Annotated in this window: 22 protein-coding genes; 10 read left to right on the top strand and 12 right to left on the bottom strand. The window is 47.5% G+C overall.

All coding sequences use genetic code 11. The features are described 5' to 3' along the window. Positions 1-31: 31 nt before the first annotated feature. Positions 32-763 carry a glycosyltransferase family 2 protein gene (locus tag RN22_RS10535; RefSeq protein WP_046304244.1) on the bottom strand — a complete coding sequence of 244 codons (732 nt, stop codon included), beginning with the start codon at positions 761-763 and terminating at the stop codon, positions 32-34. A 214-nt stretch (positions 764-977) separates the two neighbouring features. Here RN22_RS10535 and RN22_RS10540 point away from each other — a divergent pair, with 214 nt between their 5' ends. The 3 genes from RN22_RS10540 to gltS all read left to right on the top strand — a co-directional run bounded on the left by RN22_RS10540 (position 978) and on the right by gltS (position 3,565). Then, positions 978-1,760 (top strand): bifunctional 2-polyprenyl-6-hydroxyphenol methylase/3-demethylubiquinol 3-O-methyltransferase UbiG, encoded by a 783-nt coding sequence (locus tag RN22_RS10540; protein ID WP_082111394.1) that lies wholly within the window; start codon positions 978-980, stop codon positions 1,758-1,760. Positions 1,761-1,838: 78 nt separating this feature from the next. Continuing rightward, positions 1,839-2,171 (top strand): DUF4144 family protein, encoded by a 333-nt coding sequence (locus RN22_RS10545; protein WP_046304245.1) that lies wholly within the window; start codon positions 1,839-1,841, stop codon positions 2,169-2,171. A gap of 164 nt (positions 2,172-2,335) precedes the next feature. Next, complete coding sequence (gltS, locus tag RN22_RS10550) at positions 2,336-3,565, top strand: sodium/glutamate symporter (RefSeq protein ID WP_046304246.1); 1,230 nt, start codon at positions 2,336-2,338, stop codon at positions 3,563-3,565. A gap of 77 nt (positions 3,566-3,642) precedes the next feature. On the opposite strand, the gene RN22_RS10555 is transcribed toward gltS, so the two are convergent. Then, positions 3,643-4,191, bottom strand: coding sequence for a YbhB/YbcL family Raf kinase inhibitor-like protein (locus RN22_RS10555; protein ID WP_046304247.1), 549 nt, complete (start codon positions 4,189-4,191; stop codon positions 3,643-3,645). Positions 4,192-4,318: 127 nt separating this feature from the next. On the opposite strand from RN22_RS10555, the gene yqfB reads away from it, so the two are divergent. After that, positions 4,319-4,639: a N(4)-acetylcytidine aminohydrolase gene (gene yqfB, locus RN22_RS10560; RefSeq protein WP_046304275.1), complete on the top strand. Its 321-nt coding sequence runs from the start codon at positions 4,319-4,321 to the stop codon at positions 4,637-4,639. A 57-nt stretch (positions 4,640-4,696) separates the two neighbouring features. On the opposite strand, the gene RN22_RS10565 is transcribed toward yqfB, so the two are convergent. Then, entirely contained in the window at positions 4,697-5,935 is a 1,239-nt protein-coding gene (locus RN22_RS10565; protein WP_046304248.1) for a cysteine desulfurase-like protein, read from the bottom strand. After that, the gene (locus tag RN22_RS10570) at positions 5,913-6,548 is read right to left on the bottom strand and encodes a 2OG-Fe dioxygenase family protein (protein ID WP_046304249.1); all 636 of its coding nucleotides are present in this window, start codon (positions 6,546-6,548) and stop codon (positions 5,913-5,915) included. The genes RN22_RS10565 and RN22_RS10570 overlap by 23 nt, the downstream gene beginning before the upstream one ends. 324 nt (positions 6,549-6,872) lie before the next feature. Here RN22_RS10570 and RN22_RS10575 point away from each other — a divergent pair, with 324 nt between their 5' ends. After that, a complete protein-coding gene (locus RN22_RS10575; RefSeq protein ID WP_046304250.1) occupies positions 6,873-8,027 on the top strand; it encodes a GNAT family N-acetyltransferase in 1,155 nt (384 codons plus the stop codon). Between the two features lie 45 nt (positions 8,028-8,072). Further along, positions 8,073-8,648, top strand: a complete 576-nt coding sequence (locus RN22_RS10580; protein WP_046304251.1) for a DUF6151 family protein — start codon at positions 8,073-8,075, stop codon at positions 8,646-8,648. A gap of 6 nt (positions 8,649-8,654) precedes the next feature. Here RN22_RS10580 and RN22_RS10585 read toward each other — a convergent pair whose 3' ends face one another. The 3 genes from RN22_RS10585 to RN22_RS10595 form a co-directional block, all read right to left on the bottom strand. Beyond that, a complete protein-coding gene (locus RN22_RS10585; RefSeq protein WP_046304276.1) occupies positions 8,655-10,181 on the bottom strand; it encodes a diguanylate cyclase in 1,527 nt (508 codons plus the stop codon). A gap of 180 nt (positions 10,182-10,361) precedes the next feature. Further along, entirely contained in the window at positions 10,362-10,730 is a 369-nt protein-coding gene (locus RN22_RS10590; protein ID WP_046304252.1) for a hypothetical protein, read from the bottom strand. A gap of 411 nt (positions 10,731-11,141) precedes the next feature. After that, positions 11,142-11,489: a hypothetical protein gene (locus RN22_RS10595; protein ID WP_039849896.1), complete on the bottom strand. Its 348-nt coding sequence runs from the start codon at positions 11,487-11,489 to the stop codon at positions 11,142-11,144. Positions 11,490-12,514: 1,025 nt separating this feature from the next. Between RN22_RS10595 and RN22_RS10600 the strand changes: the two genes are divergently transcribed. The 3 genes from RN22_RS10600 (at position 12,515) to RN22_RS10610 (ending at position 16,296) form a co-directional block, all read left to right on the top strand. Beyond that, positions 12,515-14,362, top strand: coding sequence for a diguanylate cyclase domain-containing protein (locus RN22_RS10600; protein WP_046304253.1), 1,848 nt, complete (start codon positions 12,515-12,517; stop codon positions 14,360-14,362). Positions 14,363-14,546: 184 nt separating this feature from the next. Beyond that, positions 14,547-15,761: a glycosyltransferase family 4 protein gene (locus tag RN22_RS10605; protein WP_046304254.1), complete on the top strand. Its 1,215-nt coding sequence runs from the start codon at positions 14,547-14,549 to the stop codon at positions 15,759-15,761. 115 nt (positions 15,762-15,876) lie between these two features. Further along, positions 15,877-16,296, top strand: a complete 420-nt coding sequence (locus tag RN22_RS10610) for a response regulator (protein ID WP_046304255.1) — start codon at positions 15,877-15,879, stop codon at positions 16,294-16,296. Here the strand turns inward: RN22_RS10610 and RN22_RS10615 are convergent. From RN22_RS10615 to RN22_RS10635, 4 genes are all read right to left on the bottom strand, one after another. Beyond that, the gene (locus tag RN22_RS10615) at positions 16,283-16,990 is read right to left on the bottom strand and encodes a UTRA domain-containing protein (RefSeq protein ID WP_046304256.1); all 708 of its coding nucleotides are present in this window, start codon (positions 16,988-16,990) and stop codon (positions 16,283-16,285) included. The two genes, RN22_RS10610 and RN22_RS10615, sit on opposite strands and share 14 nt — an antisense overlap. 112 nt (positions 16,991-17,102) lie before the next feature. After that, the gene (locus RN22_RS10620) at positions 17,103-17,417 is read right to left on the bottom strand and encodes a hypothetical protein (RefSeq protein WP_046304257.1); all 315 of its coding nucleotides are present in this window, start codon (positions 17,415-17,417) and stop codon (positions 17,103-17,105) included. A 248-nt stretch (positions 17,418-17,665) separates the two neighbouring features. After that, complete coding sequence (locus RN22_RS10625; protein WP_046304258.1) at positions 17,666-19,021, bottom strand: sigma-54-dependent Fis family transcriptional regulator; 1,356 nt, start codon at positions 19,019-19,021, stop codon at positions 17,666-17,668. A 530-nt stretch (positions 19,022-19,551) separates the two neighbouring features. Next, positions 19,552-20,022, bottom strand: coding sequence for an NADAR family protein (locus RN22_RS10635; RefSeq protein WP_046304260.1), 471 nt, complete (start codon positions 20,020-20,022; stop codon positions 19,552-19,554). Between the two features lie 208 nt (positions 20,023-20,230). Here RN22_RS10635 and RN22_RS10640 point away from each other — a divergent pair, with 208 nt between their 5' ends. Next, positions 20,231-20,746 carry a M23 family metallopeptidase gene (locus RN22_RS10640; RefSeq protein WP_046304261.1) on the top strand — a complete coding sequence of 172 codons (516 nt, stop codon included), beginning with the start codon at positions 20,231-20,233 and terminating at the stop codon, positions 20,744-20,746. Here the strand turns inward: RN22_RS10640 and RN22_RS10645 are convergent. After that, positions 20,736-22,205: a PLP-dependent aminotransferase family protein gene (locus tag RN22_RS10645; RefSeq protein WP_046304262.1), complete on the bottom strand. Its 1,470-nt coding sequence runs from the start codon at positions 22,203-22,205 to the stop codon at positions 20,736-20,738. The two genes, RN22_RS10640 and RN22_RS10645, sit on opposite strands and share 11 nt — an antisense overlap. Positions 22,206-22,241 lie beyond the last annotated feature (36 nt).

A 22,241-nucleotide genomic window follows, 5' to 3' on the forward strand; every position in this document is an offset into this window, starting at 1 on the left:
TAGTCCTTTGCTTTCATTCATTCCGTTGGGCTTACTTTTGGTCCTGATAATGACCAAAGCGGTATTCCATTTCGTTGTTACGCATCTCACCGAAGAAGAAGCGTCGGAAGTTGGCCTTCAGGTATACAAAGCCTGTTGCAACCATGCCGTCTTGATCCAATCGGCGCGGGTCGAACTGGAAAGCCTGATTAATGAAGCGGAAGCGCATTAGCTTGCTCGCACGGCGAACGTAATCACAGTCTTCGCACAGTGTGATTTTCTCATCAAAGCCTTCAAGCTGTTTGTGTGCCGTGCGGGTTGAGAAAATACATGCGCCCACGGCTGTCGGGAAGAAAAACTGTGTGGCAAACATGCCGCCATTAAATGCTGCGTAGCACACCTTCTGGACCGCTGGCAGCGCCTTGGCACCCATGTAAACACCAGCTACCTGAAGGTTCTTTTCATTCAGTTCTTTCAGTGATTTTTCGAGGAACTCTGGTTCCAAACGCACATCAGCATCCATAAACAACACGCGCTCATGGTTAGCAATGGAAGCGCCCGTATTACGGCCAAGACTGACACCACGGCTTTCCATGCGATGCACAGTCAATGCTGGCAGGTGTTTTTCAAATGAGCGGGCAACATCGCGGGTCGCATCGTCGCTGTTTGAATCCACCAGCACTACTTCGAAGTCTTGATGAGTCTGGTTGACCAAGTCATCCAGCAGTCGGCCGATACGCTTTTCTTCATTGAGAGTAATAATGACTACGCTGATAGGTTCCATTTCTTTCTCCTTCATTTGATTGATGGAGAGAGAATAAAGAACCCACACTTAACGTCCGGTGAGCACTGCGTTCAGATTCAGTTCATGTTGGAACCTGGAAAAGAAAAAGAGAGAAGCATATCCAGTTTATAGATGAATCTCTGGAGCTGCTTGGCAATGGGATATAGGGTCAGTCCAGATTTGTTTTCGAAAGCCACATTAACGGTGAATAGCGATGGAACTGGATTATTTGAGCCTCAACAAAGAAGCCTGGAACAAGCGAACGGCAGTTCACATTGAATCAAAGTTCTATGATGTTGAAGCGTTCAAACGGGGGAAGTCTTCACTCAATCCCATCGAGCTCGAACAAGTCGGAAACGTAGAAGGTAAATCCTTGCTTCATCTCCAATGTCACTTTGGTCAGGATACCCTTTCCTGGGCGCGTTTAGGCGCAAAAGTCACTGGCGTAGATCTATCTACCACTGCGATTGAACAAGCCCAATGCCTCAGTCGCGACTTGGGTCTCGAAGCAAGGTTTATTGAAAGCGATATCTACGAATTTGGAGAGAGCAACACAGAGCAATACGATGTCGTTTTCACCTCTTACGGTGTGCTTTGTTGGCTACCGGATCTGTCGCGCTGGGCAAAGACAGTCGCAGGTGCACTGAAAGTGGGTGGGGAATTCCACATCGTCGAGTTCCATACGTTTAATGACTTACTCTACGGTTACTCCTACTTTCCAAGTGAGGAACCGGATATTGAAGAGGAAGGCACTTACACAGAAAACTGCGATGGCACCACATCGACCATGGCTACCTGGCCACATCCACTCAGCGAAGTTATCAATGCGCTGATTCAGGCAGGCCTTCGAATTGATGTTTTTGCCGAGTATCCATATAGCCCTTATAACTGCTTCGAAGGTTTGGAGTATGTAGAGCGAAAAGGCTATCAATTACTTCACAAAGGTCAGCAAGTGCCATTGCTATATGCCATCAAAGCCTCGAAAGACACTCGCTGATTACCAAGAAACAGTTGTCAGAGAACCAATTGTGGATGTTTAATTCGCTGGTCATTATAAATTCAAAGAGAAACAACAATGTCTTCCACTCCAGTTTGGCCAGCCATATTAAAACTCGATGGTGATGACGAACTGCTTTTTATTGCCAGTCAAAGCCAGTTTGAAGATGAAGCAACAGACATGATTTTCAGTGATGAAGATATTCTGATTGATTCTGAAGGGATCTGCTTTTTACTGTCGATGGAAAGCCGACAAATTTCACTCGCTCCACACACTAAGCAATTCGATGCCATCGAGGTTTCTGCGCTGATTCAAACCCATGAGTTTTGCAAAGCAGAGGTCTGTCTGACCAAAATTTATTTCCCCACGGTCAAGGAGGCCATCGCAGCGTTAGCGCCATTCAAACAATGAATACTCTCGATGAAAAACAGACATGCCCTGTGTGAGATCCACCGCAATTGATCTGCGTATCTTCAGTCATTTACGCTTACAACCCCATCACTACTGTTCCTTGTCATAACCCTATGTTTAGCTAGCCTCACACGACGCTAAAAACAACTAATGGGTGAGATAACGTGGAATTCCTGCTTGAACAAAACCTGATTCAGGTAAGCTCTTTTTTCGCCGTAACACTCGGCATTTTGGTTCTGTTTATCGGACGTAGATTGAACCAAGCCGTTCCTGTATTAAAAGAGTTCAGCATTCCTGAACCTGTTACTGGCGGCATCCTATTCTCCGTGTTGTTTTCACTTTTTTATGCCTTCACAAGTATCGAAATCTCCTTCAATCTCGTCGCAAGGGACATATTGCTGGTCTATTTCTTTACTACTATCGGAATCAACTCTAGCCTCGGTGATTTGATGAAAGGCGGACGCCCACTGGTGGTTCTCCTGCTCATCACAATTGGCTATATGGTGGTGCAGAATCTGACGGGGATTACCGTTGCAGGGCTGTTTGGTCTTGAATCGCCTGTTGGTTTGTTGGGCGGCAGCGTTTCCCTGATTGGTGGGCACGGCACAGCGATCGCTTGGTCGCCAAGAATTGCTGAGGAATACGGTATTTCCAATGCGATGGAAATTGGAATCGCCAGCGCCACCTTTGGGCTAATCCTCGCCAGCTTAATGGGGGGCCCCATCGCTAAATTCCTCATTCAAAAGCACCAGCTAAAACCGCAAACGGTTGAACCTTTAGATATCGGCTCAGAAGAAAACCAAGCGCCAAAGCAAATCAACAGCTTCGATTTCCTTGATGCTGTTCTGGCGATTCATATCTGTATCATTCTGGGTTTTGTTATTAATGAAGGGATATCGGAGCTTGGTCTGCAACTGCCGTTGTTCGTCAGTTGTTTGTTTGCAGGCATCATCATGACCAATCTCGTCCCCAAGTCTTTCCCAAGACTTACGGGCACGCAATGGCCCTCGCGCAAGCCTGCCGTTGCTTTGCTGGCAGACATTTCACTCGGTACGTTTCTGGCGATGTCTTTGATGAGCATGCAACTTTGGACGCTCATCGATTTGGCAGGCCCGATATTTACCATTCTTGCCGCGCAATTCCTTGTTGCTGTGTTGATCAATATTTATGTGGTGTTCCCAGCCATGGGTAAGAATTTTGATGCCGCGGTGATTTGTAGTGGCTTTGGTGGCATCTCGTTGGGTTCCACACCAACTGCAATGGCGAATATGTCAGCCGTATCTCAGCGCTACGGTAACTCGCATTTGGCGTTCATTATCGTGCCTTTGGTGTGCGCTTTCTTTATCGATTTGGTCAACGCGCTGATGATTCCTTTCTTCTTGGCGAACTTCTGATCGACTTGCATTGGCACTTGGTTCCTGCATCAAGTGCCAATCCTCATCATCTCGTGTTTTCTCTCGTTACCCTCTTTTCAGTCTCTGGCATTCGTTGGTGCAATGAGTTGCGCTTCTCCAATTCGGTGTTGGAGGATGTTATACCCAGCCAATGCTGGAGAGCCTTCAGCAGGAACATCCAGTTTTTCCACATCTAACGCAAAGACCGTGATCTCGTAGTTATGCTTGGATGCTTTGGGTGGAGGACATGCCCCGCCAAAACCAACAACACCAAAATCGTTGCGCTGCATTTGCGCGCCTTTTGGCATGAGGCTTCCCCCCTCTTTTCCGGCATTAAGTTTTAGATATTGCACATCGGCAGGGATGTTAATCATCACCCAGTGCCACCAGCCGCTGCCAGTTGGTGCATCCGGGTCGTACATAGTCACCGCATAACTTTTGGTGCCTTCAGGTGGATCGACCCATTTCAGCTCTGGCGAATGATTCTTTCCCGTGCAGCCCCAGCCATTAAATATTTGACCTTTCTTGAGGGATTCCCCTTCTGTAACCTGCGGGCTTGTCAGCGTCATGCCAGATGCACTCGTCGCTACAAACAACGAAAAAGCCGCCATCAATTTAGGATTCATTATGGTGTCCTTCTTTATGGGTGAACCCCAAGTATTGTCGGGTATAGCGTGACTCAATGTTTTCTTTGTGAGATGCAAAAACGCGAATATACTCGCGCTCTGTTATCAGCTAAATGCAGGTATGACTGTGAATCAGGCACCAACAAAAATCACTTTCTTTGAATGGCTGACGCCGCTTGTCGCATTAGGAAAGAAAACCATCACCATTCGCGATGAATCAGAAAGTCACTATGTGCCGGGAACGCGCGTCGACGTTCACACGCTGGAGAAGGACGAGTTCGTCTGCCAGATTGATATCGTGTCAGTAGAAAAAATTGGTTTTGATGACATCAACGAAGAGCACGCCGCTCAGGAATTCATTCCGCTGGAAGAATTAAAGCCGTTGATACGCGAAATCTACCCAAACGATGAAGATTTCTACGTGATCACCTATACGCTGGTCGCCTAACTTCTGGCAGACGATGATATGCAAAGGCCACCTGAAGAGGTGGCCTTTCTGTTTCTGCTACAGAATGCTTTTCAACGCATCAAAGAAGCGGTCGATTTCCTCGAAGGTGTTGTAGTGCATCAGCCCGACACGGAGGATGCCGCCTTTCTCTGTCACGCCAAACGCATCGGTCAGTTTGTCTGCGTAGAGATGGCCACTCCAGACATAGATTTGCTGCTTGCCCAAAGCTTCTGCAATTTCCAATGGATCACGGTCGCCGAACCGCAAGGCAAATGTCGCCGTTCGTCCTTCCACTCCATCAATGCCATAGAGTTCTGCGCTCTCGACGCTCTGAAGCTTTTCAAGGAAGTAAGCCGAAAGTACGGACTCGTATTGATGGAGGTTGTCATAGCCCTTCGCCAATCGGCTGCGTAAGGTGTCACCGTCCCCCAAGGACGCCAAATACGCAACAGACGCGACAAAGGCACTCAGTGCTTCGAAGTTCAACGTACCGGTTTCAAAACAATTTGGGGCAAAGCTTGGGGCTGGCTCCACTTTGTAAGGCGTCACATCCGAAAGCAGGTCGAATTTTCCGTAAAGAAAGCCAAGGTGAGGCCCGTAAAACTTGTAGGCAGACCCCGCGAGAAAATCAACATCCAGCGATTTCACATCCACCAGTTGGTGAGGAAGCAAATGCACGGCATCAACAAACACTTTTGCACCCACTGCATGACTTTTGGCAATCACGGCTTCTAGGTCAGTAATGGTGCCCGTAATATTGCTGGCTGCCGTCACAGCCACCAGCTTGGTTTTTTCGCTAAGTAGGGTCTCAAGCGTATTTAAATCCAGCGCCCCGGAACGATCTTTGATCGGCAGATGATGCACCGTCACACCACGATCTTGGGCGGCCATGATCCAGCTTGATCGGTTAGCACCATGATCCGCGACTGACACGATCACTTCATCGCCTTCCTCCCATTGCTGGCTCAATGCGCGGCTAAAGCTGAACGTCACTGAGGTCATGTTCGCCCCGAAAAAAACTTCATTTGGCGCTGAACCCAGCAAAGCTGCGGCGCTTTCCCTGGCTTGTGTGACCAAATCCACCGTTTCCTGACTGACCTGGAATTTCCCGCCAAGGTTTGAGTTGCCGCCTTTCAGGTACGCGCTGAACGCATCAATAACGGAATCAGGCATTTGTGTGCCACCGGGACCATCAAGGTAAACAGGAGTGACGCCCTTTACTTCTCGCTGCAACGCAGGAAATTGGGCTCTTAATGCTTGGATATTGTTGCTGTTAAGCGGTGAATACGAAGACATCGCGCACTCCCTCCTCGCCTCGGTTGCTCGACAGTGTTTCTGAGATGTGGTGATAGTAACGCTGGTCATCCAGAATGATGAATTGGTTTGGTTCCAGCACCGTATTCAGGTGCGGGTGTTGATCCACTGGAGAGGAATAGATCTGGGTAAATCCGCCTGCAATGTTCTTCCGCTGCACACAGAAAATGCCTACAAAGCGGAAGCCATCCTGATGAATACCTTCCGGTGCCGGCGCACTGGTATCGCTTGCCGAACAGGTCACACGGATCTGATGCACGTCGATGTTAGCGCCAGTGTGTTCAAGCCCAGTGGCACTGGCAAAGGACTTCAGCAAGTGCTGGAACTCGGGCACATCGATCATATCATCGGACATTGGTTCAAAGTGTCGTTCAATATCGCCCACTACCCGGTTTACCTCTGATGACTGCATGAACGGCGCGTGGGGTAAACGGACAATATCGCCTTTGTATGAGAGCGAAAAACGGGCGTAGCTTCGGAAACGGACATCGCTATCGACATAAGGGTCTTTGCGTAGCTCACCAAAGTAAGGGAGCAAGGTCGAAGCAACATTCTCGGGGGTTTGGAAGGCTTCAATCAGAAACTTGTTTTGCATATCTCATTCCTTGTGGATTGGTCTGACAAAACCCAATCTGTTACTAGATTGTTAAAAGAATCTTATGCCACCCAAATACATTTCATCAATAGCAAAAACCAAATAAAGTTCGATATTCCAGTATTAAATCTCGCCACTTTCCGAATTTAGAATATCTGATTGCATTTGATGAACAGCATGGAATTAATCTCCGTGATCTAGATCGTCCATAGTGAATAAAGACTGTCTATGTGTGTGAAGCGTAATCACCTAATGTGTGTGGGTTGATCTTTCATTAGGGTCAGTCACTATTTATTCCATCACTTAAAGGAAGTTAGAGAATCCATGACATTGGAATGCCGTGTTGTCGCCCACATTGAAGAGTTTGGTGAAAAAGCCTGGGATGCGCTGCTCTCTGACGACTACCCTTTTCTTCGCTATGCCTTTCTGAAAACGTTTGAAACCAGTCAAACCATCAGTGGGAAAAGCGGCTGGTACGCCCAATATATTGGTGTTTTCCGCAGCAATGAACTGATTGGTGCGGCACCTTGCTACCTAAAAACTCACCCTTATGGCGAATATGTCTTTGACTGGTCGTGGGCGGAAGCTTACGAAGATGCGGGCTTGGAATACTACCCTAAGGTTATCTGTGCTGTGCCATTTACTCCGGCATCAGGCCCGCGCCTTTTGGTTTCAAAAGCTGAAGATGACGTGGAAATTCGCCGATACCTAATGGGGGCTATGCATTCACTCGCCGAACAACTTGAATGTTCCGGTATTCACATTCTTTTCCCGCCAAAAACCTTGATTGAAGAGCGCCACGCTGGCGGCTTTCTCGAGCGGCGCGCAGTCCAGTTCCATTGGTTCAACCGCGACTACAGAACATTTGATGACTTTCTGAATGCCCTCACTTCCCGCAAACGCAAGAACATCCGAAAAGAGCGCAAAAGCATTGCCAAGCAAGGTGTTTCAGTGGAAGTTGTTGATGGGGCTGAGGTGACACCAGAACATCTGAGTCGGTTCTATCAATTCTACCAACGCACTTATCTCAAGCGCTCCAGCCATACAGGCTATCTGAACCAGGACTTCTTTGAACAGCTGATGATCGCAATACCCGGCGCATTGGTATTGGTGTTTGCTTTGGTCGACGGAGAACGTGTTGCTGGCGCGTTGTATTTTCGTTCTGAAGAAACCTTGTATGGGCGTTACTGGGGGTGTCTATCGGAGTTTGAAAACCTTCACTTTGAGCTTTGCTATTACCAAGGTATTGAGTATTGCATTGCCAATCAGATAGCCCGTTTCGATGCAGGCGCACAAGGCGAACACAAACTGCTTAGGGGATTTGAGCCCGTCATCACCCATTCACTCCATCATTTGCGTCACCAAGGCTTCCATCAAGCAATCGAAGATTATCTGCAACGAGAGCACGGATTGATTCAGGGTTACTACGAGGATGCGCTGGCCCACCTGCCTTTCAAACAAATCTCAGACTCACAATGAGTTAGATGGTGCTTAAATAAAAGAATAATGGCATGAGGGATTATTATGACCCAACTGACTTTGCGCTGTGAATGTGGTGCCCTTGAAGGCACGTTAAAACACGTATCACCTCAATCTGGTAACCACATGGTCTGCTATTGCGATGACTGCCAAGGTTTCGCAAAACATGTTGGCAATGAAGATAAATGGTTGGATGAATGGGGCGGAACCGACATATTCCAACTTGCTCCTGCTGATGTCGATATTCACAAAGGTGCTGACCAACTCCGCTGCGTGCGAATGAAACCCGGTGGTATTTACCGATTCTATACTGCATGCTGTCGCTCACCTATTGCTAACACCATTAGTCGGAAACATCCGTTTGTCGGTATTCCTGCTGCAGTCATTCATGGCATTGATAAAGAGCAGGCTTTAGGACCGGTGAAGTGCTACGTCATGGGAAAGTTCGCAAAAGGAACACCGCCAACTAAACCACATCCGAAATTCTCAATGAAATCTATGTTTGAAGTAATAGTGTTTATGTTGAAAAACAAAATCAAGGGTACCAATGTACCGACCCCGTTTTTCAAAGAGGATGGTAAGTCTGTCGCGGTACCGGACCAAACGGTGAATCGGGGCTGAGTAGTTTCATTTAATGCGCTTCGGGCGCCTTAGATCAGCGAAATGCTCAACGCGATTTCTTCCGCGCTCTTTGGCGCTGTATAAAGCCTTATCAGCCTCATCAAAAAGGTTTTGCGTGGTGACATTGGCGGAGTTGGTTTGAAGTGTCGAAATGCCAATGCTCATGGTCACATCACATCCCCAAGGGAAATGGATTTCTTCGAAACGTCTGCGTATACGATCCGCAATTTCTGTCGCGTCACCCTGACTGATCTCTGGGCATACCACCAAAAACTCATCGCCGCCCCAACGGCCGACAAAGTCGTGTTTTCTCAACTGCTGACGAAGGTGTTCTGCCGCTACGACTAGCCCCCTATCACCCGCTCTGTGGCCTTCAGTGTCGTTCAGTCTTTTGAAATTATCCAGATCGACAAGAAGTACCGAAAGCTCACGTCCATAGCGTTTTGCTCGCTTCACTTCCTCATCCAGTTTCGCTTCAATATAACGTCGGTTATAGACGGTAGTCAGTGCATCGTGCGACGAGTCTAACTCCATTTGCTTTAGCGCCGTCATATCACGGGCGATGGCAATCACCCCTTTATGGGGACCAAAAACGAACGAAGAAATGGCAACATTAAGCGGAACCAGCCTGCCGGACTTCGTCTGCCCTTTGATCTCGGCATTATTACCGCCCATCACACGACTGCCTTTGTTGGCGATAAATCGTTCTCTGAGCTTAACATGGCGATTTCTGACGGCCGGGTCGACGAGGTCTTCAATCTTCATTTCCTTCAACTCGGATTCGCTGTAGCCGAATACTTTCGACGCCATCACATTGGCTCTCAGAATTTTCCCATCCGTATCTGAGTAGATGAAAACATCAGGAGAAGCATTGAAAATTGTGTCGATTTCCTTGGCTCGCATTAACACTTTTCTGCTCACGAAAGAGATCGTAAAAGCAAAGGCCAAGATGATAAACAGAGGGTAGGTACTGCTGACGAGGGTCCAAAAAGCATTGGTTTGATTGCTGGTCAGCGTTTCGTTGTATTGCTCAAGAGGACTCGGAATCAGATCTGCACGCAGCCTGACCAGCGCTGCACGGGCTTGACTGTCATCCACCCTGACCAATCTATCAGCCTCCTCGGCGGGCAGATGTGCGTGATGAAGGTACAGGTCATTTAGATTACGAAAGTATTCGTTTAGGGTTGCCTGAACTATCAGCAAATCCTGTTGGTCGTATTCAGGCAATTCCGAAGACATGACTCGCTTCAAAGCATCCGTGGTTTCCCAATAGCTTTCGGTGGCATCTCTGTAGTCAACATCTTCACGACGAATCACATAGTTTTTGAAGTGGTGAATGAAACCAACATAGCCAAATGCCCTTTCCAGTTCAGCTAAGTCCAGAGCGATCTGAATGTTTTGTACTGACGCCTTATTCCATGACTCATTCATCTCGTTCAAGTACTCAGCCTGACGAAGATTATGAAACACCAAAATGGCGCAGACAGAGAGAGTCAACGCACTCAGAAGTATGTTTAGCTTCCGGAATGTCATGGCCATGTTGCCTGATAAGAAGATCACCTGTCTTCTAGTTTAGACATCACTAACAGTTGTGATTCATTACATCAACGATATGTGAAATTGAACGAGTATTTGAGGTGCCTGACGACAAATACTTTTTACCCAAAAAAAGAAAAAAGCAGCCGAAGCTGCCTTTTATCGAATTCTAGCGTGTTAGGTTGTCTGCAGTTTTGCTTTAACGGCGTCCATACGCTTGTTCCAAAATTCTCTGTACTTGAAGTAGCCGTATGTCGCGACCAAAGAGAAGAACAAGTAAGACAATGCAAAGATAAAGGGTGAAGTAATCAACTCCCTTTCCAGACTCCACATGACACCAAACACCGTGATACCCAGCTTAACTGCGAATCCAGAGATCAACAGCAGAAGAGCAAGTTGAGGGTACTTAGTGTGTCGGAAGCTTAGCCAGTAACAACACCCTACAGCTATCGTCGCTAACGAAAAGCCCACCATGTATGAGTGGAAGTGATCGCCAGCCAGGATGCCACCAACAACTGAAAGAAAAATAACCGCGAAAAAGGCCATTTCTACTCCAATAAGCAAGGTTAATGAAAAGATTGAGCGATTTTTGCTCACTTGCGGCTATTTTCACATACTTCGTTTTAAAGTGCTAAAAATTAAAATATTACAATTCTGTAACATATAAGCGTTAAATCAGAGAGTTAGAGCACTTAAATTAACGATATTTCCATCACTTAGCAAGAGAGCAGCAGGTTAAAAACTTGTTGTTTTGTTACCAATGGAAATATTTCGTTACGAATTAGATGTAAAAATATGCGAAGTGAATTTGATTAGGTGGTGGTGTCAGGCCATTTAACACTGATTTATTTGTGAGCAGTAGATATGCGGTATGGCAGACAGGGCCTATTTAAGGAAAATTGGATCGCCAAACATAAAAAAGCCGGGCAAAAACGTCCGGCTTTTTTCGAGTCGGTTTTACGCAACAGATGAAAACTTTTCTTCCAGCAGTTTCTTGTCGAGATAGGCTTGGTTCAACGCACCGACTTCTACTACCGGACCCAACATTTTTACGCGCATCAGCGTACCGTGGGATCCAGCAACTTCCGCAATACGACCTTCTGAGTAGTCATTCACGTATTGGAACGTTTCAATAGCCAAATGCAGCAAGTTGAAGTCCTGACGGCGGACAGAAAGGTAAGAGCGCCACATTAGCGCATCGAAAACTTCAGCCGCACTGTAAGCTCTGATAACAAACCGCCAACCTCTATCTTCTCCATAGAAGTCCAATGGGAAAAACTTGCGGATTCGTTTTGTCGTTTTCAATGTGATTTCTCTTATTCCATGTGAAAACCCGTTGCACTTGAATGGCACTGCCACATCAAGCACATACAGATTGAGTATAGAAGCTGATTTCATAGCTGCCACAGCAAAAAATGAAATAAATTGCTGTTTTTATTTTTGTTTTTTTTGAAAACAGGTCTAAGCAATAACTCGCTAATGCTGCGCTCTTACCGTTATTCAGAATATTGTTCTGGGCAAGGTCTAGGGGCTGTTGACCCAGACTGACACAAAACCTAAAAATCTGTGCAGACCCTTGGGTTCATATCAGTAATAACGCAACACAATCGAGCAGCCTAAACTACGCTTATAGGTCGTTTTCAAGGGCGGGCAGTTTACATGAAATTGAAGATTTTCCGATGGATAATCGTTGTTGTGATGATAATTGGTGCTTTTATATTCGGCGTGGAGTATCAAAAGTTCACCTACCTCGATGCCTGCCTGGATATGGGTCAACAAACTAACGTGGGGAGCCACCGTGTGTGTGTCAGCAGGCACGATTAGGGAAACAACCGCCAGAAACGATCCGCTATACCCAAACAACCTAAAGACGCATGATTCATGCGAGTTTGACTTACGTGCTACATCTCTTTTTCATTTGACTGATTTATATCCAAACGGCATTCAATAGCAGTAACAGGCTATTGTTTGCGCTATTTTTGAGTCACTTTTCCTGTAAAATGCACACAACTGACAAATTTATTGATAAACCAATGAAACGTCGGTCTGGGAATGAGAAGCAGAACAAGCAGACTTATCCACTTGATATTCAGGCTCATTGACTTCTAAGAGCACGGTGGAATGCTGTTTGTCTCTTCCTCGCAATGCGTGCTGTCTTACGCTTTTATCAAGACCGCTCTCGCAGTTTGCTTTTGTTTAACAAAACCATGACATGTTCATTCACTATCTTTGAACATGTTGTCATATTTTGTGTCATATATGCTAAGACGCATCCTATTCGAGAATGTCGTCTTACTCATTAAGAGCCGTCGAAACGATAAGAGCCTTGAATGCTAAAAAGTTTTCATAAATCACGTCAGAGCATACAGACCAAACTTTCCGCCATTGTACTTGGCATCAGTCTTATCTTTGCTTTCGTGTCTGTGACAGTTCAACTTGGCATCAATTACAGCAACACGGTTGAGTGGACGACAAAATCTCTCGAAAAACGCATCAAGAGCACCATCAGCACAATTGGCTATTCCCTCAAGCAGGATGATCTCACCCTACTCGTTCGCCAAATGCAGCAACTGGCTGATATGCCTTATGTCAGCAACGTCTACCTGGTGGGTGATGACGGCCAACAGTATTGGGCAGACAACGCTTCTATGAACAAAACTGATGAGCATTTCATGCGGCAGGATTTGTTCTATCAGGGAAAAGATATTGGTGATCTTGAGATCTATCTGGATTTCGAAGCCATTAAACAAGACGCTTTCAAGAGCGCGACACCCTCAGCATTCGTTTATCTCTTCGAAGCGCTGTTGGTCGCTTTCCTGTTGATTGTGATTGTTCGCAGAACCTTCACCCGCAGAATCCGATCATTGGTCGACACTGTCGATCGTATCGACCTGAATACGGTAAGAAAATTTGCGATTCCAGAAAAACTGACCCGAAGCGAAGATGAGCTTGGGCAGGTTGCCCGCTCAATCCAAGAGCTGTACATGCGAATCCGCGGCGATTTTATCCAAAACAAACTCAAAGAAAGGACGCTAAAGCAACACAAAACCTTGCTGGCAGAAGAAGTGACCGTGCGCGCCCAGGAGCTTGAATGGCAAAGTCTGGCAAACAAACTTCTCGCCGATCTTTCTCTTCGTCTGCTGAAAGGCCACAAAACCAACGTTGAACATGACGTTCGTATTTGTATGCCGACACTCGCCAAGTTGTTCGAGTCAGACCATGTGTTCTGGCTATCTATCGACCAGGAAAAAGTCTCATACCGCGCTTCCTATCCTGTCGACAGCGATGAACCGTCTATCGATTTTAGCGACAATTACAAAGTGAAACGTTGGTTGATGGAAGCGCAGGATGTCGCCACCGTAGACATCAACAACCTCGACGAAAATGCCATTACCGAGCGCGATTTCCTCGAACATCTGAGGGTACATAGCCTTGCCATGTTCCCGTTGACGGATGGCCGCAAGAGTTTTGGTTTGGTCGCCGCCACCACGAATCACCGCTCTATACGCTGGAACGAGAATAAAAGTCTTCTGCTCAAACGCTTCGCTACCATGCTGAGTGAATTGACGATTCGAGAGCGCGATCATCTGGCGATGACTGAACTCCAAGAAGAGCTCATCATGGCTAACGAACGACTGCGCTTGGAAGCAGAAACCGATGAGTTAACCCGCTTATTAAACCGTCGCCCATTTAGCCGTCTATTCAGCACCGCTCTGTATGATGCTGTTGATGATGACACCGCCGTCACCATCATGATGATCGACATTGACCACTTTAAAGCCTACAACGATATTTACGGGCACCTGCAAGGCGACAAGGTACTCAGTTACGTCGCACGCGCCATGAACAAAGTGGCGAATGAATACTCTGCGCCTCTGGCACGGTTCGGTGGGGAGGAGTTTGCCCTTCTATTGCCAAAAGCCGATTTCGACTTCGCCCAGCAAGTCGCATGGGAACTTTGCCAAACCGTACGTGACCTTTGTATTCCTCATCAGGGGAGTGCGAACAGCGGCATTATTACTATCAGTATCGGCGGTATTATCTGTAAACCAACACCGGATACCCAACCAAACCAATTGCTTGAATCGGCCGATCAATGCCTCTACAAAGCCAAGCGCGCAGGCAGAAACCGCGCCGAACTTAAGCGCTACAGTGTATCCACCGAAGAAATAATGTAGCGTCAAGCAATCGTGATTCACGGGCAGCCGTTCACTGCCTTTTTCTAATTATTTCAGATTCTTATTCCATCACGCCACGTCTTCTTGACGCTTTTTCATGCTTTGTCTCTTAAATCAGAAACTCTGAATTTCCCAACTATGCAAACATTAGTCATCGACAAACCGCATGTGCAAGGGGTTCAGTATGGTGCCTGTCAAATCACCCAGACAAATTTGCCATATCGTCAGTTCACTGAACGATACTGCGCAGAATGATCTGGTTTTTGCCAACATCCGTCAGTTTCCCCTTCCTCACTATGAGCACACGTTGGTTGTTTTGAAGAAGTCAAAAGTGCAACCGGTCAAACTGCCGCGTCAGGTCAGCTGTTTGGAATTGGCCTTGAAAGGCTCATTGCCCCGCCGCCTTCGTACGTGCAATAAAGCGCTCACTGCGCTCAAACCGGATATTTGCCAAACCTATGGTGACACGACGTTTCCGATACAGTGGTTGGCACACCGTCTCGATATTCCAGTAAAACTGCATATTCACAGTAACAGTGGCAGCCATTGTGGTTTTTGGCGTGAGCTTCTGCGACCTTGGAAATACCGTTTACTCGCTCACTCAGCCGATTTTGTCATTACACCTGAAGATGAAAGCCTGAATTGGCTTGAGGAAAAGGTAGGACTGGAATCAGGTAAGGCGCACCTTATCCGCACGGGTATTGATAACCGTCATTACTGCCCGCCCCTACGCGAAATAGACCCCAACATCACTAATCATTTTATTGGCACCGTCCCTATCCCAACACAACGTTTTGTTGTCGGTGTTCCGGTTACCGGTTTCTGCAAATCGACCGTGCTGGCCTTTCTTTATGAATACATGGCAGCGAGAAAACAGTCACCGGCATTTGCCCGTGATTGTCTACTCTTGTTGCTGGGTAATAGTCCAAACCTTCGTGCTTATCGTAACGTTTTGGACAGTTTCAAGATCACCGAGGAGAGTGTTCGGTTTTACAGCCATCTTTCAGACAATGAGCGTTTCTATAGCCATATTGATGCCATTGTCAGCTTGAATGATGACACCCACACTCCGGCCTCTTTGCTGGAAGCGATGTCGATGGGTCTCCCGGTGATCACCCATCGTTCTGACACTAACAATTCAGATGAGGAACATCCGCTTCGCTGGCAAGTGGCGAACAGCGAACCGCTGATTCAGCATCAACTCCTCACCCTGTTTTCCGATAGCCATTTGCGCCTCAAACTCGGCCAGGCTTCCCGGTCCTATGTGATGCACAAACATAACCACCACGAACACAGAATCCGCTACCGCGCGCTCTACGAAATGGCTCAACGTAAGGTTGTTCACGAAGAAGATATGCCAGCAGCGCCTACAATCGCTCCCTCTCAACTCAATCGCTGAACGATCATCTTCAGGTTATTTGGGGTATAACAACCACGACGCATTCATTGTCGCAAAATCAAGAATATGTGAACTATTATTTAGTCAGGCTCGTGATTAAAGGCAGCGACTGACGATGAAAATTTTGGTTGTCGACGACATGACTTCCATGCGACATGTAATGCTGAACCTGCTTCGAAGCATTGGGTATTTGGATTTGGAGGAAGCCACCAACGGTTGGCAAGCCTTCCAAATGCTGCAAAAAACACCCTACGATTTACTGATCACTGACCTCAATATGCCAAAAATGGATGGCCGTGAGCTGCTGCAAGAAGTACGTGGCAACGAAAAGCTCGCCAAAACCCCCGTATTGATTGTCTCTTGCGAACAAGACAAAGATAAGGTGAAAGAGCTAATCCAACACGGCGTCAATGGCTTTGTGGTCAAGCCTTTCAACGGCGTCACCCTGCAAAAACAAATCAATCGCATCGAACGCCGACAGGAGATGCAAAAAGAAAAAACAGACGAAAAGAAGAGTTGGATTAACGGAGAGTAAACGCTGCTTCCATTTCCAGCTCAATCGCACTGCATCGCCAATACTCAAATACCACTTCCTGCGCCACACCCGACTCATCAACATTCACTTTGGTGATCTTTATTGCCGGAGAACCCGTTGTTGAGCGGGTAGCGAGTGCAACATCTTGATCAAAAGTGGTCGACACAACACGGTACTTTGCCTCTGTGACGTTGAGTTGCCATTCGCTTTGATAAAGCTCAGACAAATCTCCCTCCAAAGCATGCTGCAACAGGTTAGGCACACGTTCTGCGCGAATCACATGTTCTGCATACATTACCGGCCTGCCGTCCAGGCTGTGGACTCTTTCAAATCGAAATACGTCAGAGAATGGAGGAAGGGAAAGGGCTTCGGTGCTTTCTTTGTTCGCCATCATGCTTTCGCTGGAAAGCACTTCTGTGGTGGGTTTTCGCCCTAGAGACAAAGCGACTGATGAGAACTCATAAGGCTTGGACAGATTGATCACCAGAGGCCGCTGGGAAATAAACCAGCCGCGACGATCTTCGCGGAAAATCAGTCCATCCGCTTCCAGCAATGACAGTGCCTCTCTCAAGGTCACACGGGTTGTCTTGAATGCTTCTGCCAGCTTTCTTTCTGATGGGAGTTTAGTGCCAGCAGCAAGCTGGCCACTTTGAATTTGTTCGCGGATAGCGTCAGTGATTTTGATGTATTGCAAGTGTGGCCATTCGAAAGCAATCAGAGATAAACCTCAGCATACCGCACTAACTATGAGAATACAGCCAGTTATCCCCAAACGACCTGAAGATACGCTTACGAATACTTTCAAGTTAGCGCCAGCGAACCCCTGCCAAAGAGATAATTTCCATACGCTCCAGCTCTCGCAGCAGGTTACGGGCATATTCAGGTTCACAGACAGAGAGCGCTGACAGTGCAGCACCGAGTGGCAGGTTTTTTTCAAGCAAAGAAAGGAACACACTGGTCGCACTGTCGCAGACCATTACGTCGCCATTGGAAGGGCTGAAAAGTACCATCTGGTCGCCAGATTCGTAGCTACATACATCCAACGAGAATCCTTCTGCAAGACAGACTTCGACATCCGCTTTCAGCACCAGATTATTATCAATTAGCTCGGTCATTCTCATCGTAACTACTCCACTGCATATACCCAAGCTATCTATCCGAACACGAGATAATGCAGATAGCTTGGGTATAGTCGCTCTCTGTGCCGTATCACACGTAATGATGGTCAAGCGACAATTTAACTGTATATGCAGAAGGCCTATTCCCGCAGGTCATTCAGGGGTATTTTTTGTCGGGTCGCAATATTGATACAAAGCAACGACCGCTGCACCACGAGGGCGCAGCGGGCTTTTCATTGCTTCATACAGCGTTAACGCTGGAGAGAGTATTTTTCGATGAGGGTATAAAGGGTCGGACGTGACACACCGAGTAGATTGGCGGTTTGAGACATGTTGCCTTCCGCTCGTGCCAACGCTCTTGTCACTGCATGGCGTTCAGCTTCTTCACGCACCTGACGAAGATTGAGCGGTAAACCGCTGTCTTTGCGGTGCTCCTTCGTCAAAGCAAGATCCATGGCTGTAATTTGAGTGCCATCAGCCATGATCACAGCAGAGTGAACCTTGTTTTGAAGCTCTCTGACATTTCCCGGCCATGAATAAGACATCAGTGCTTCCACCGAATCTTCCGTAAAGCCTACCAAGTTACGGTTCATGGTTTGGTTGAACTGTAACAGGAACGTCTTAGCCAACAACAGGGTGTCGTCTTCCCTTTCGCGAAGTGGTGGGATGGTAATTGTCACTTCACCGAGTTGGTGGATCAGATCTTCGCGGAATTTGCGATCACCCGAGCGATGATTCAGATCCTGATGCGTCGCAGCAACCACTTTCACATCCACTGCAATGGCTCGCTGACCGGCGATTCTATCTACCATTCTCTCCTGCAAAAAGCGCAGAACTTTGGCTTGAATCGAAGGCGGCATATCCCCGATTTCGTCAAGAAAGAGTGTGCCGCCATTCGCCGCTTCGATTTTGCCAATTTTCACCTGACGGGAATCAAAGTTACCTTTCTCTACACCAAAGAGTTCACTGTCGAGCAGATCTTCAGGTATCGACGCACAGTTGACGGTAATAAAAGGACCATTGCTTCGAGGGCTGCGATCATGAATCGCACGTGCCAGCAGCGCTTTACCCGTGCCGCTTTCACCATAAATCAGGGTATTCACTTCAGTGTTGGCGACGCGATCAACCATGCGCAAGGTTTGTACCATTGGTGGACTGCCGCCGAGGATAGATTGTTGCTGACGCTCATACGCCCTCAAACGCTCGACTTCATGCTCTAGCTTGGCAGTATGTCTAGCTCGCTTGACCATCATGCGAAGCAGTTCATCACTGAAGGGGCGTTCTATCACATCGGTTGCGCCGGCCTTGAGAGCAAGGATGGCATCGCCGTCATTTTCGCTGTTTACAATAACCAGAATTTTCGTTCGGGGAGCAAAAGCGTGGATTTCCCTGACCAAGTTAATCGCGACAGCATCACTGCTGCCCATTACGACCACAGAGGTCAGCATTTGATTCAGTGCTGTTGCCACGCTTTGCATGGGCGCAGCCACCACGGAGGTAATGTCCTCCAAAATTTGGCTAAGTTGTCTTTGAGACGTTGGATCGTCATCAATAATGAGCAGTGCGTCCTGACGTTTCGTGGTCAGGCTTGGTGCGGTATCAACCATGTATCTCCCCTTTGGGTATTCACACCGTGTATTGAACATGCCTCAGGCCATCAACGAGTGGAAACCCACCCGTTCCGGAAGCAACACGGAAATCCGTGTTTTTTGCCTTTTTGGCGCTACAGATCCAACGGATACCAGTAAAGATGTTGTTGTTTAGGGCACTGATTTTTCAGTCAACAACTGTCTTTTACCAACCGGAATCTTTAAAAGTCACGGTGCTTTCGAACGTACTTACGCAGCATTCACTAACCCAAATGAGGCAAGGCCCTGTCTCGCAATCCAATTTGCTGCGCGTCGATAAATCACGGCAATTCATGAAAACACACGGTGACGACACGTATTGAGGAAAATCAGTCAGGCGGGGGGAGCCAAGCTATTGTTATTAGGATCGGTTCAACGTCTCTTCGATACAGATTCAAATCCACAAAGACAGACATCGGGCGTCCCGAACTGTTTCTTTTCGCTCGTGAGTTACTCTAGCAGCGCGATTTGGAAACGTTTCCGATAAAGGTAGGAATTGCATTTAATTCTTATTTTGTAGGCACATTCTCTGAATTTAACAGGATAAATTGCGCTCGTACTGACATAAGTATGAGCCCCATTTTGTTCTCTCCCTTGTTGTTTTCCCCTGCTCCCCAATAGCTATCGCAGGGCGAGTTTTCAATCAAAATAGCCGGTGCAGTTTCTATTAAACGTTGACGCAAATTTGGGTGCTGCAAAAACTTCTCCATCACCACGAAATGCATGATGTCGTAACGCACAAGCGCCCAGTCCTTGCGGACATGAGCCTCCAGCTCACGGCTGAGTTTGAAAGCATCACACGGCGTTTTGGCGGATAAAATTTTCTGTTGTAAGGCCACATCAGCAAACTTTTGCGCGTGGTATGCGTGTTCAGTCGATGACCAGTATTCACCATCAATGACAATAGATGCTGGAAAGAAATTAGACAGGAAGCCATATGACTCGTCAGGTTCATAAAAACGAATTTCATTCACTGACATTTGGCGAGACCTTTATTGACCATGTTGAGATCATCTTAGTCAAAAGACTGAATTTTGGCTTAGTCAACAGACTGATTTTACGTTAAACCTCCGGAATTCAGCCCCCCATTTGCCTGCCTTGCGTAACTTCTGTCTTCCGGCTGACAGTTTCCTATCATAAGATTGTTTCATTAGCATGAAGGGAAAACGCGTTCGACGGAGTGAAAATATGAAATTGGCTGCGATGCTTGCCATTGCCATGATCTGTGCGGTGTTGTTTGTCCCTGTTCATGCCGTCATTCCTGTCAAAGGCGCGGACTGCAATGACTGGAATGCAAAGACCTTCTGGTTTGAGCCTTGGGGAAGCTCTGGCGTGCATAAAGGCATCGACATTTTTGCCCCATCAGGGACACCGGTAATGTCGGCCACTGGCGGGCTAGTGCTGTACACCGGAGAGCTAGCCAAAGGTGGTAAAGTGGTCGCCATTCTCGGACCAAAATGGCGTTTACACTACTATGCCCATTTGGATGACATCGCATCGGACACGTCAGGATGGCTTACCCATGGGGAAACAATTGGCACGGTCGGCAGCACGGGTAACGCCATTAACAAACCTGCTCATCTTCACTATTCCGTCATGTCACTGCTCCCTTATCCTTGGCTGTTCAGCACCGAAACTCAGGGATGGAAAAAGATGTTCTATCTCGACCCAGCCGCACAGTTTTCCCAATGCATCAGCGGATAATCAGAGAGCCAAGTAACGCGACGCCCTCTCGGATTTCGTTGAGGGAGCTATTACCGAAACCAGCCACTAATGCGCGATCTATCTCTACTGAACGATGACTGTTATCTTCCTGATAGCAATAGTAATCCAACGTTCGAATGGTATATCCCTCCGCTTCAAACGCCGATTTGACCTCTACTGCTGTCGGTCCCCCTTTCCAGCTAAAGGTCACATGTAACCCCGCGGCCTGACTCAGTATCTCCACCTGATCGCTACAAGCATGGGTTAGCAATTCGACAAAAAGCCTCTGTTTCTCCTGATAAAGGCTGCGCATTTTACGGATATGTCTAAGGTAATCGCCTTCAGTAATAAAGGCCGCCAACGCTTCTTCTATATGTATTGGGGTATCGCCGCCAATAGCATCCTTAATTTGTAAGCAAGACTCCACCAAAGCTTCCGGTACGACAAGGTAACCAACACGCACAGAGGGCAGAAATGCCTTACTGAATGTCCCGATATAAATCACCCGCGCATCTTCGCCATGCAATTGCGTCGCGAGTCCCTGAAGCGAAGGATATGGCCGGTTGGCAAACTGGAATTCACTGTCGTAATCATCTTCGATGATCCAACGATCTTTCTGGCTTGCCCACTCAATGCAGCGCATTCGCTGAGAAGTATTCAGGCTGGTGCCCATGGGATATTGGTTGCTCGGTGTCAGATAAACAGCTTGGCCTTCGAACTGCTCAATCTTGTCGACATCCGCGCCGGACTTCGGCAAAACCGGCAGCTCCTCAATATTCATTCTGCTTCGCTTAAGCACCTTCCGCATTTGTACATAGCCAGGGTTCTCCATCATGACGCTATCACCGGCCTTCAAAATGGCATTCGACGCGATGTAAAGCGCTTGCTGCGCGCCAGAAGTGACAATAATCCGGTGTGCAGGCGCGGAAACAGATCGGCTGACAGAAAGGTATTCACTCAGGGCTTTTCGGAAAGTCAGGCTGCCCTGAATGTCATTTTGCCCAGCAATAAAACTTCGCTGAAACTGCAGCTGCATCGCTCTCGCCCATTTCTTGTAGGGAAAATGGGCAAGGTCAGGCACACCGGGTGCAAAGGCGCGGTTTCTTTTTTGGGTGTCGAAAGCTTCTGGTACTGCTGCCACGTCATCAGAGTGCAATGGTATGACTGACGATTGGCTATCTTCCGCCTGAAGGAATTGCTCAGGTGTCGACACATTCACAAAGTAGCCAGCGCCGCGTCGGCTTTCCAAATACCCTTCGGCTTTCAGCTGCTCATAAACCGCTGTCACCGTGTTTCGGCTCAATCCTAATTCCTTCGCCATAAAACGGGTAGCAGGAAGTCTGCCATGATGAGGCCAACGGCGGTTCAGGATCTTTTCCTGAATCGCGGCATAAAGTGCGCTTTGTTTGGAACTTTTTTCACTGGCGAGCTGCAAATCACCAATGTCGATCGGCTGCATATTGGATCCATTCACTTATCTAAACTGGCTCTATTT

Source organism: Grimontia sp. AD028 (genome assembly GCF_000973155.1).
In the GTDB taxonomy this organism is placed as follows: Bacteria; Pseudomonadota; Gammaproteobacteria; order Enterobacterales; family Vibrionaceae; genus Enterovibrio; species Enterovibrio indicus.

What these genes read in the sequence shown, in the direction of transcription:
- RN22_RS10535 (WP_046304244.1), bottom strand. Translation starts at nt 763, where the DNA reads ATGGAACCTATCAGCGTAGTCATTATTACTCTCAATGAAGAAAAGCGT.
- RN22_RS10540 (WP_082111394.1), top strand. Translation starts at nt 978, where the DNA reads ATGGAACTGGATTATTTGAGCCTCAACAAAGAAGCCTGGAACAAGCGA.
- RN22_RS10545 (WP_046304245.1), top strand. Translation starts at nt 1,839, where the DNA reads ATGTCTTCCACTCCAGTTTGGCCAGCCATATTAAAACTCGATGGTGAT.
- RN22_RS10555 (WP_046304247.1), bottom strand. Translation starts at nt 4,191, where the DNA reads ATGAATCCTAAATTGATGGCGGCTTTTTCGTTGTTTGTAGCGACGAGT.
- RN22_RS10565 (WP_046304248.1), bottom strand. Translation starts at nt 5,935, where the DNA reads ATGTCTTCGTATTCACCGCTTAACAGCAACAATATCCAAGCATTAAGA.
- RN22_RS10570 (WP_046304249.1), bottom strand. Translation starts at nt 6,548, where the DNA reads ATGCAAAACAAGTTTCTGATTGAAGCCTTCCAAACCCCCGAGAATGTT.
- RN22_RS10575 (WP_046304250.1), top strand. Translation starts at nt 6,873, where the DNA reads ATGACATTGGAATGCCGTGTTGTCGCCCACATTGAAGAGTTTGGTGAA.
- RN22_RS10580 (WP_046304251.1), top strand. Translation starts at nt 8,073, where the DNA reads ATGACCCAACTGACTTTGCGCTGTGAATGTGGTGCCCTTGAAGGCACG.
- RN22_RS10585 (WP_046304276.1), bottom strand. Translation starts at nt 10,181, where the DNA reads ATGACATTCCGGAAGCTAAACATACTTCTGAGTGCGTTGACTCTCTCT.
- RN22_RS10590 (WP_046304252.1), bottom strand. Translation starts at nt 10,730, where the DNA reads ATGGCCTTTTTCGCGGTTATTTTTCTTTCAGTTGTTGGTGGCATCCTG.
- RN22_RS10600 (WP_046304253.1), top strand. Translation starts at nt 12,515, where the DNA reads ATGCTAAAAAGTTTTCATAAATCACGTCAGAGCATACAGACCAAACTT.
- RN22_RS10605 (WP_046304254.1), top strand. Translation starts at nt 14,547, where the DNA reads ATGGTGCCTGTCAAATCACCCAGACAAATTTGCCATATCGTCAGTTCA.
- RN22_RS10610 (WP_046304255.1), top strand. Translation starts at nt 15,877, where the DNA reads ATGAAAATTTTGGTTGTCGACGACATGACTTCCATGCGACATGTAATG.
- RN22_RS10620 (WP_046304257.1), bottom strand. Translation starts at nt 17,417, where the DNA reads ATGAGAATGACCGAGCTAATTGATAATAATCTGGTGCTGAAAGCGGAT.
- RN22_RS10625 (WP_046304258.1), bottom strand. Translation starts at nt 19,021, where the DNA reads ATGGTTGATACCGCACCAAGCCTGACCACGAAACGTCAGGACGCACTG.
- RN22_RS10635 (WP_046304260.1), bottom strand. Translation starts at nt 20,022, where the DNA reads ATGTCAGTGAATGAAATTCGTTTTTATGAACCTGACGAGTCATATGGC.
- RN22_RS10640 (WP_046304261.1), top strand. Translation starts at nt 20,231, where the DNA reads ATGAAATTGGCTGCGATGCTTGCCATTGCCATGATCTGTGCGGTGTTG.
- RN22_RS10645 (WP_046304262.1), bottom strand. Translation starts at nt 22,205, where the DNA reads ATGCAGCCGATCGACATTGGTGATTTGCAGCTCGCCAGTGAAAAAAGT.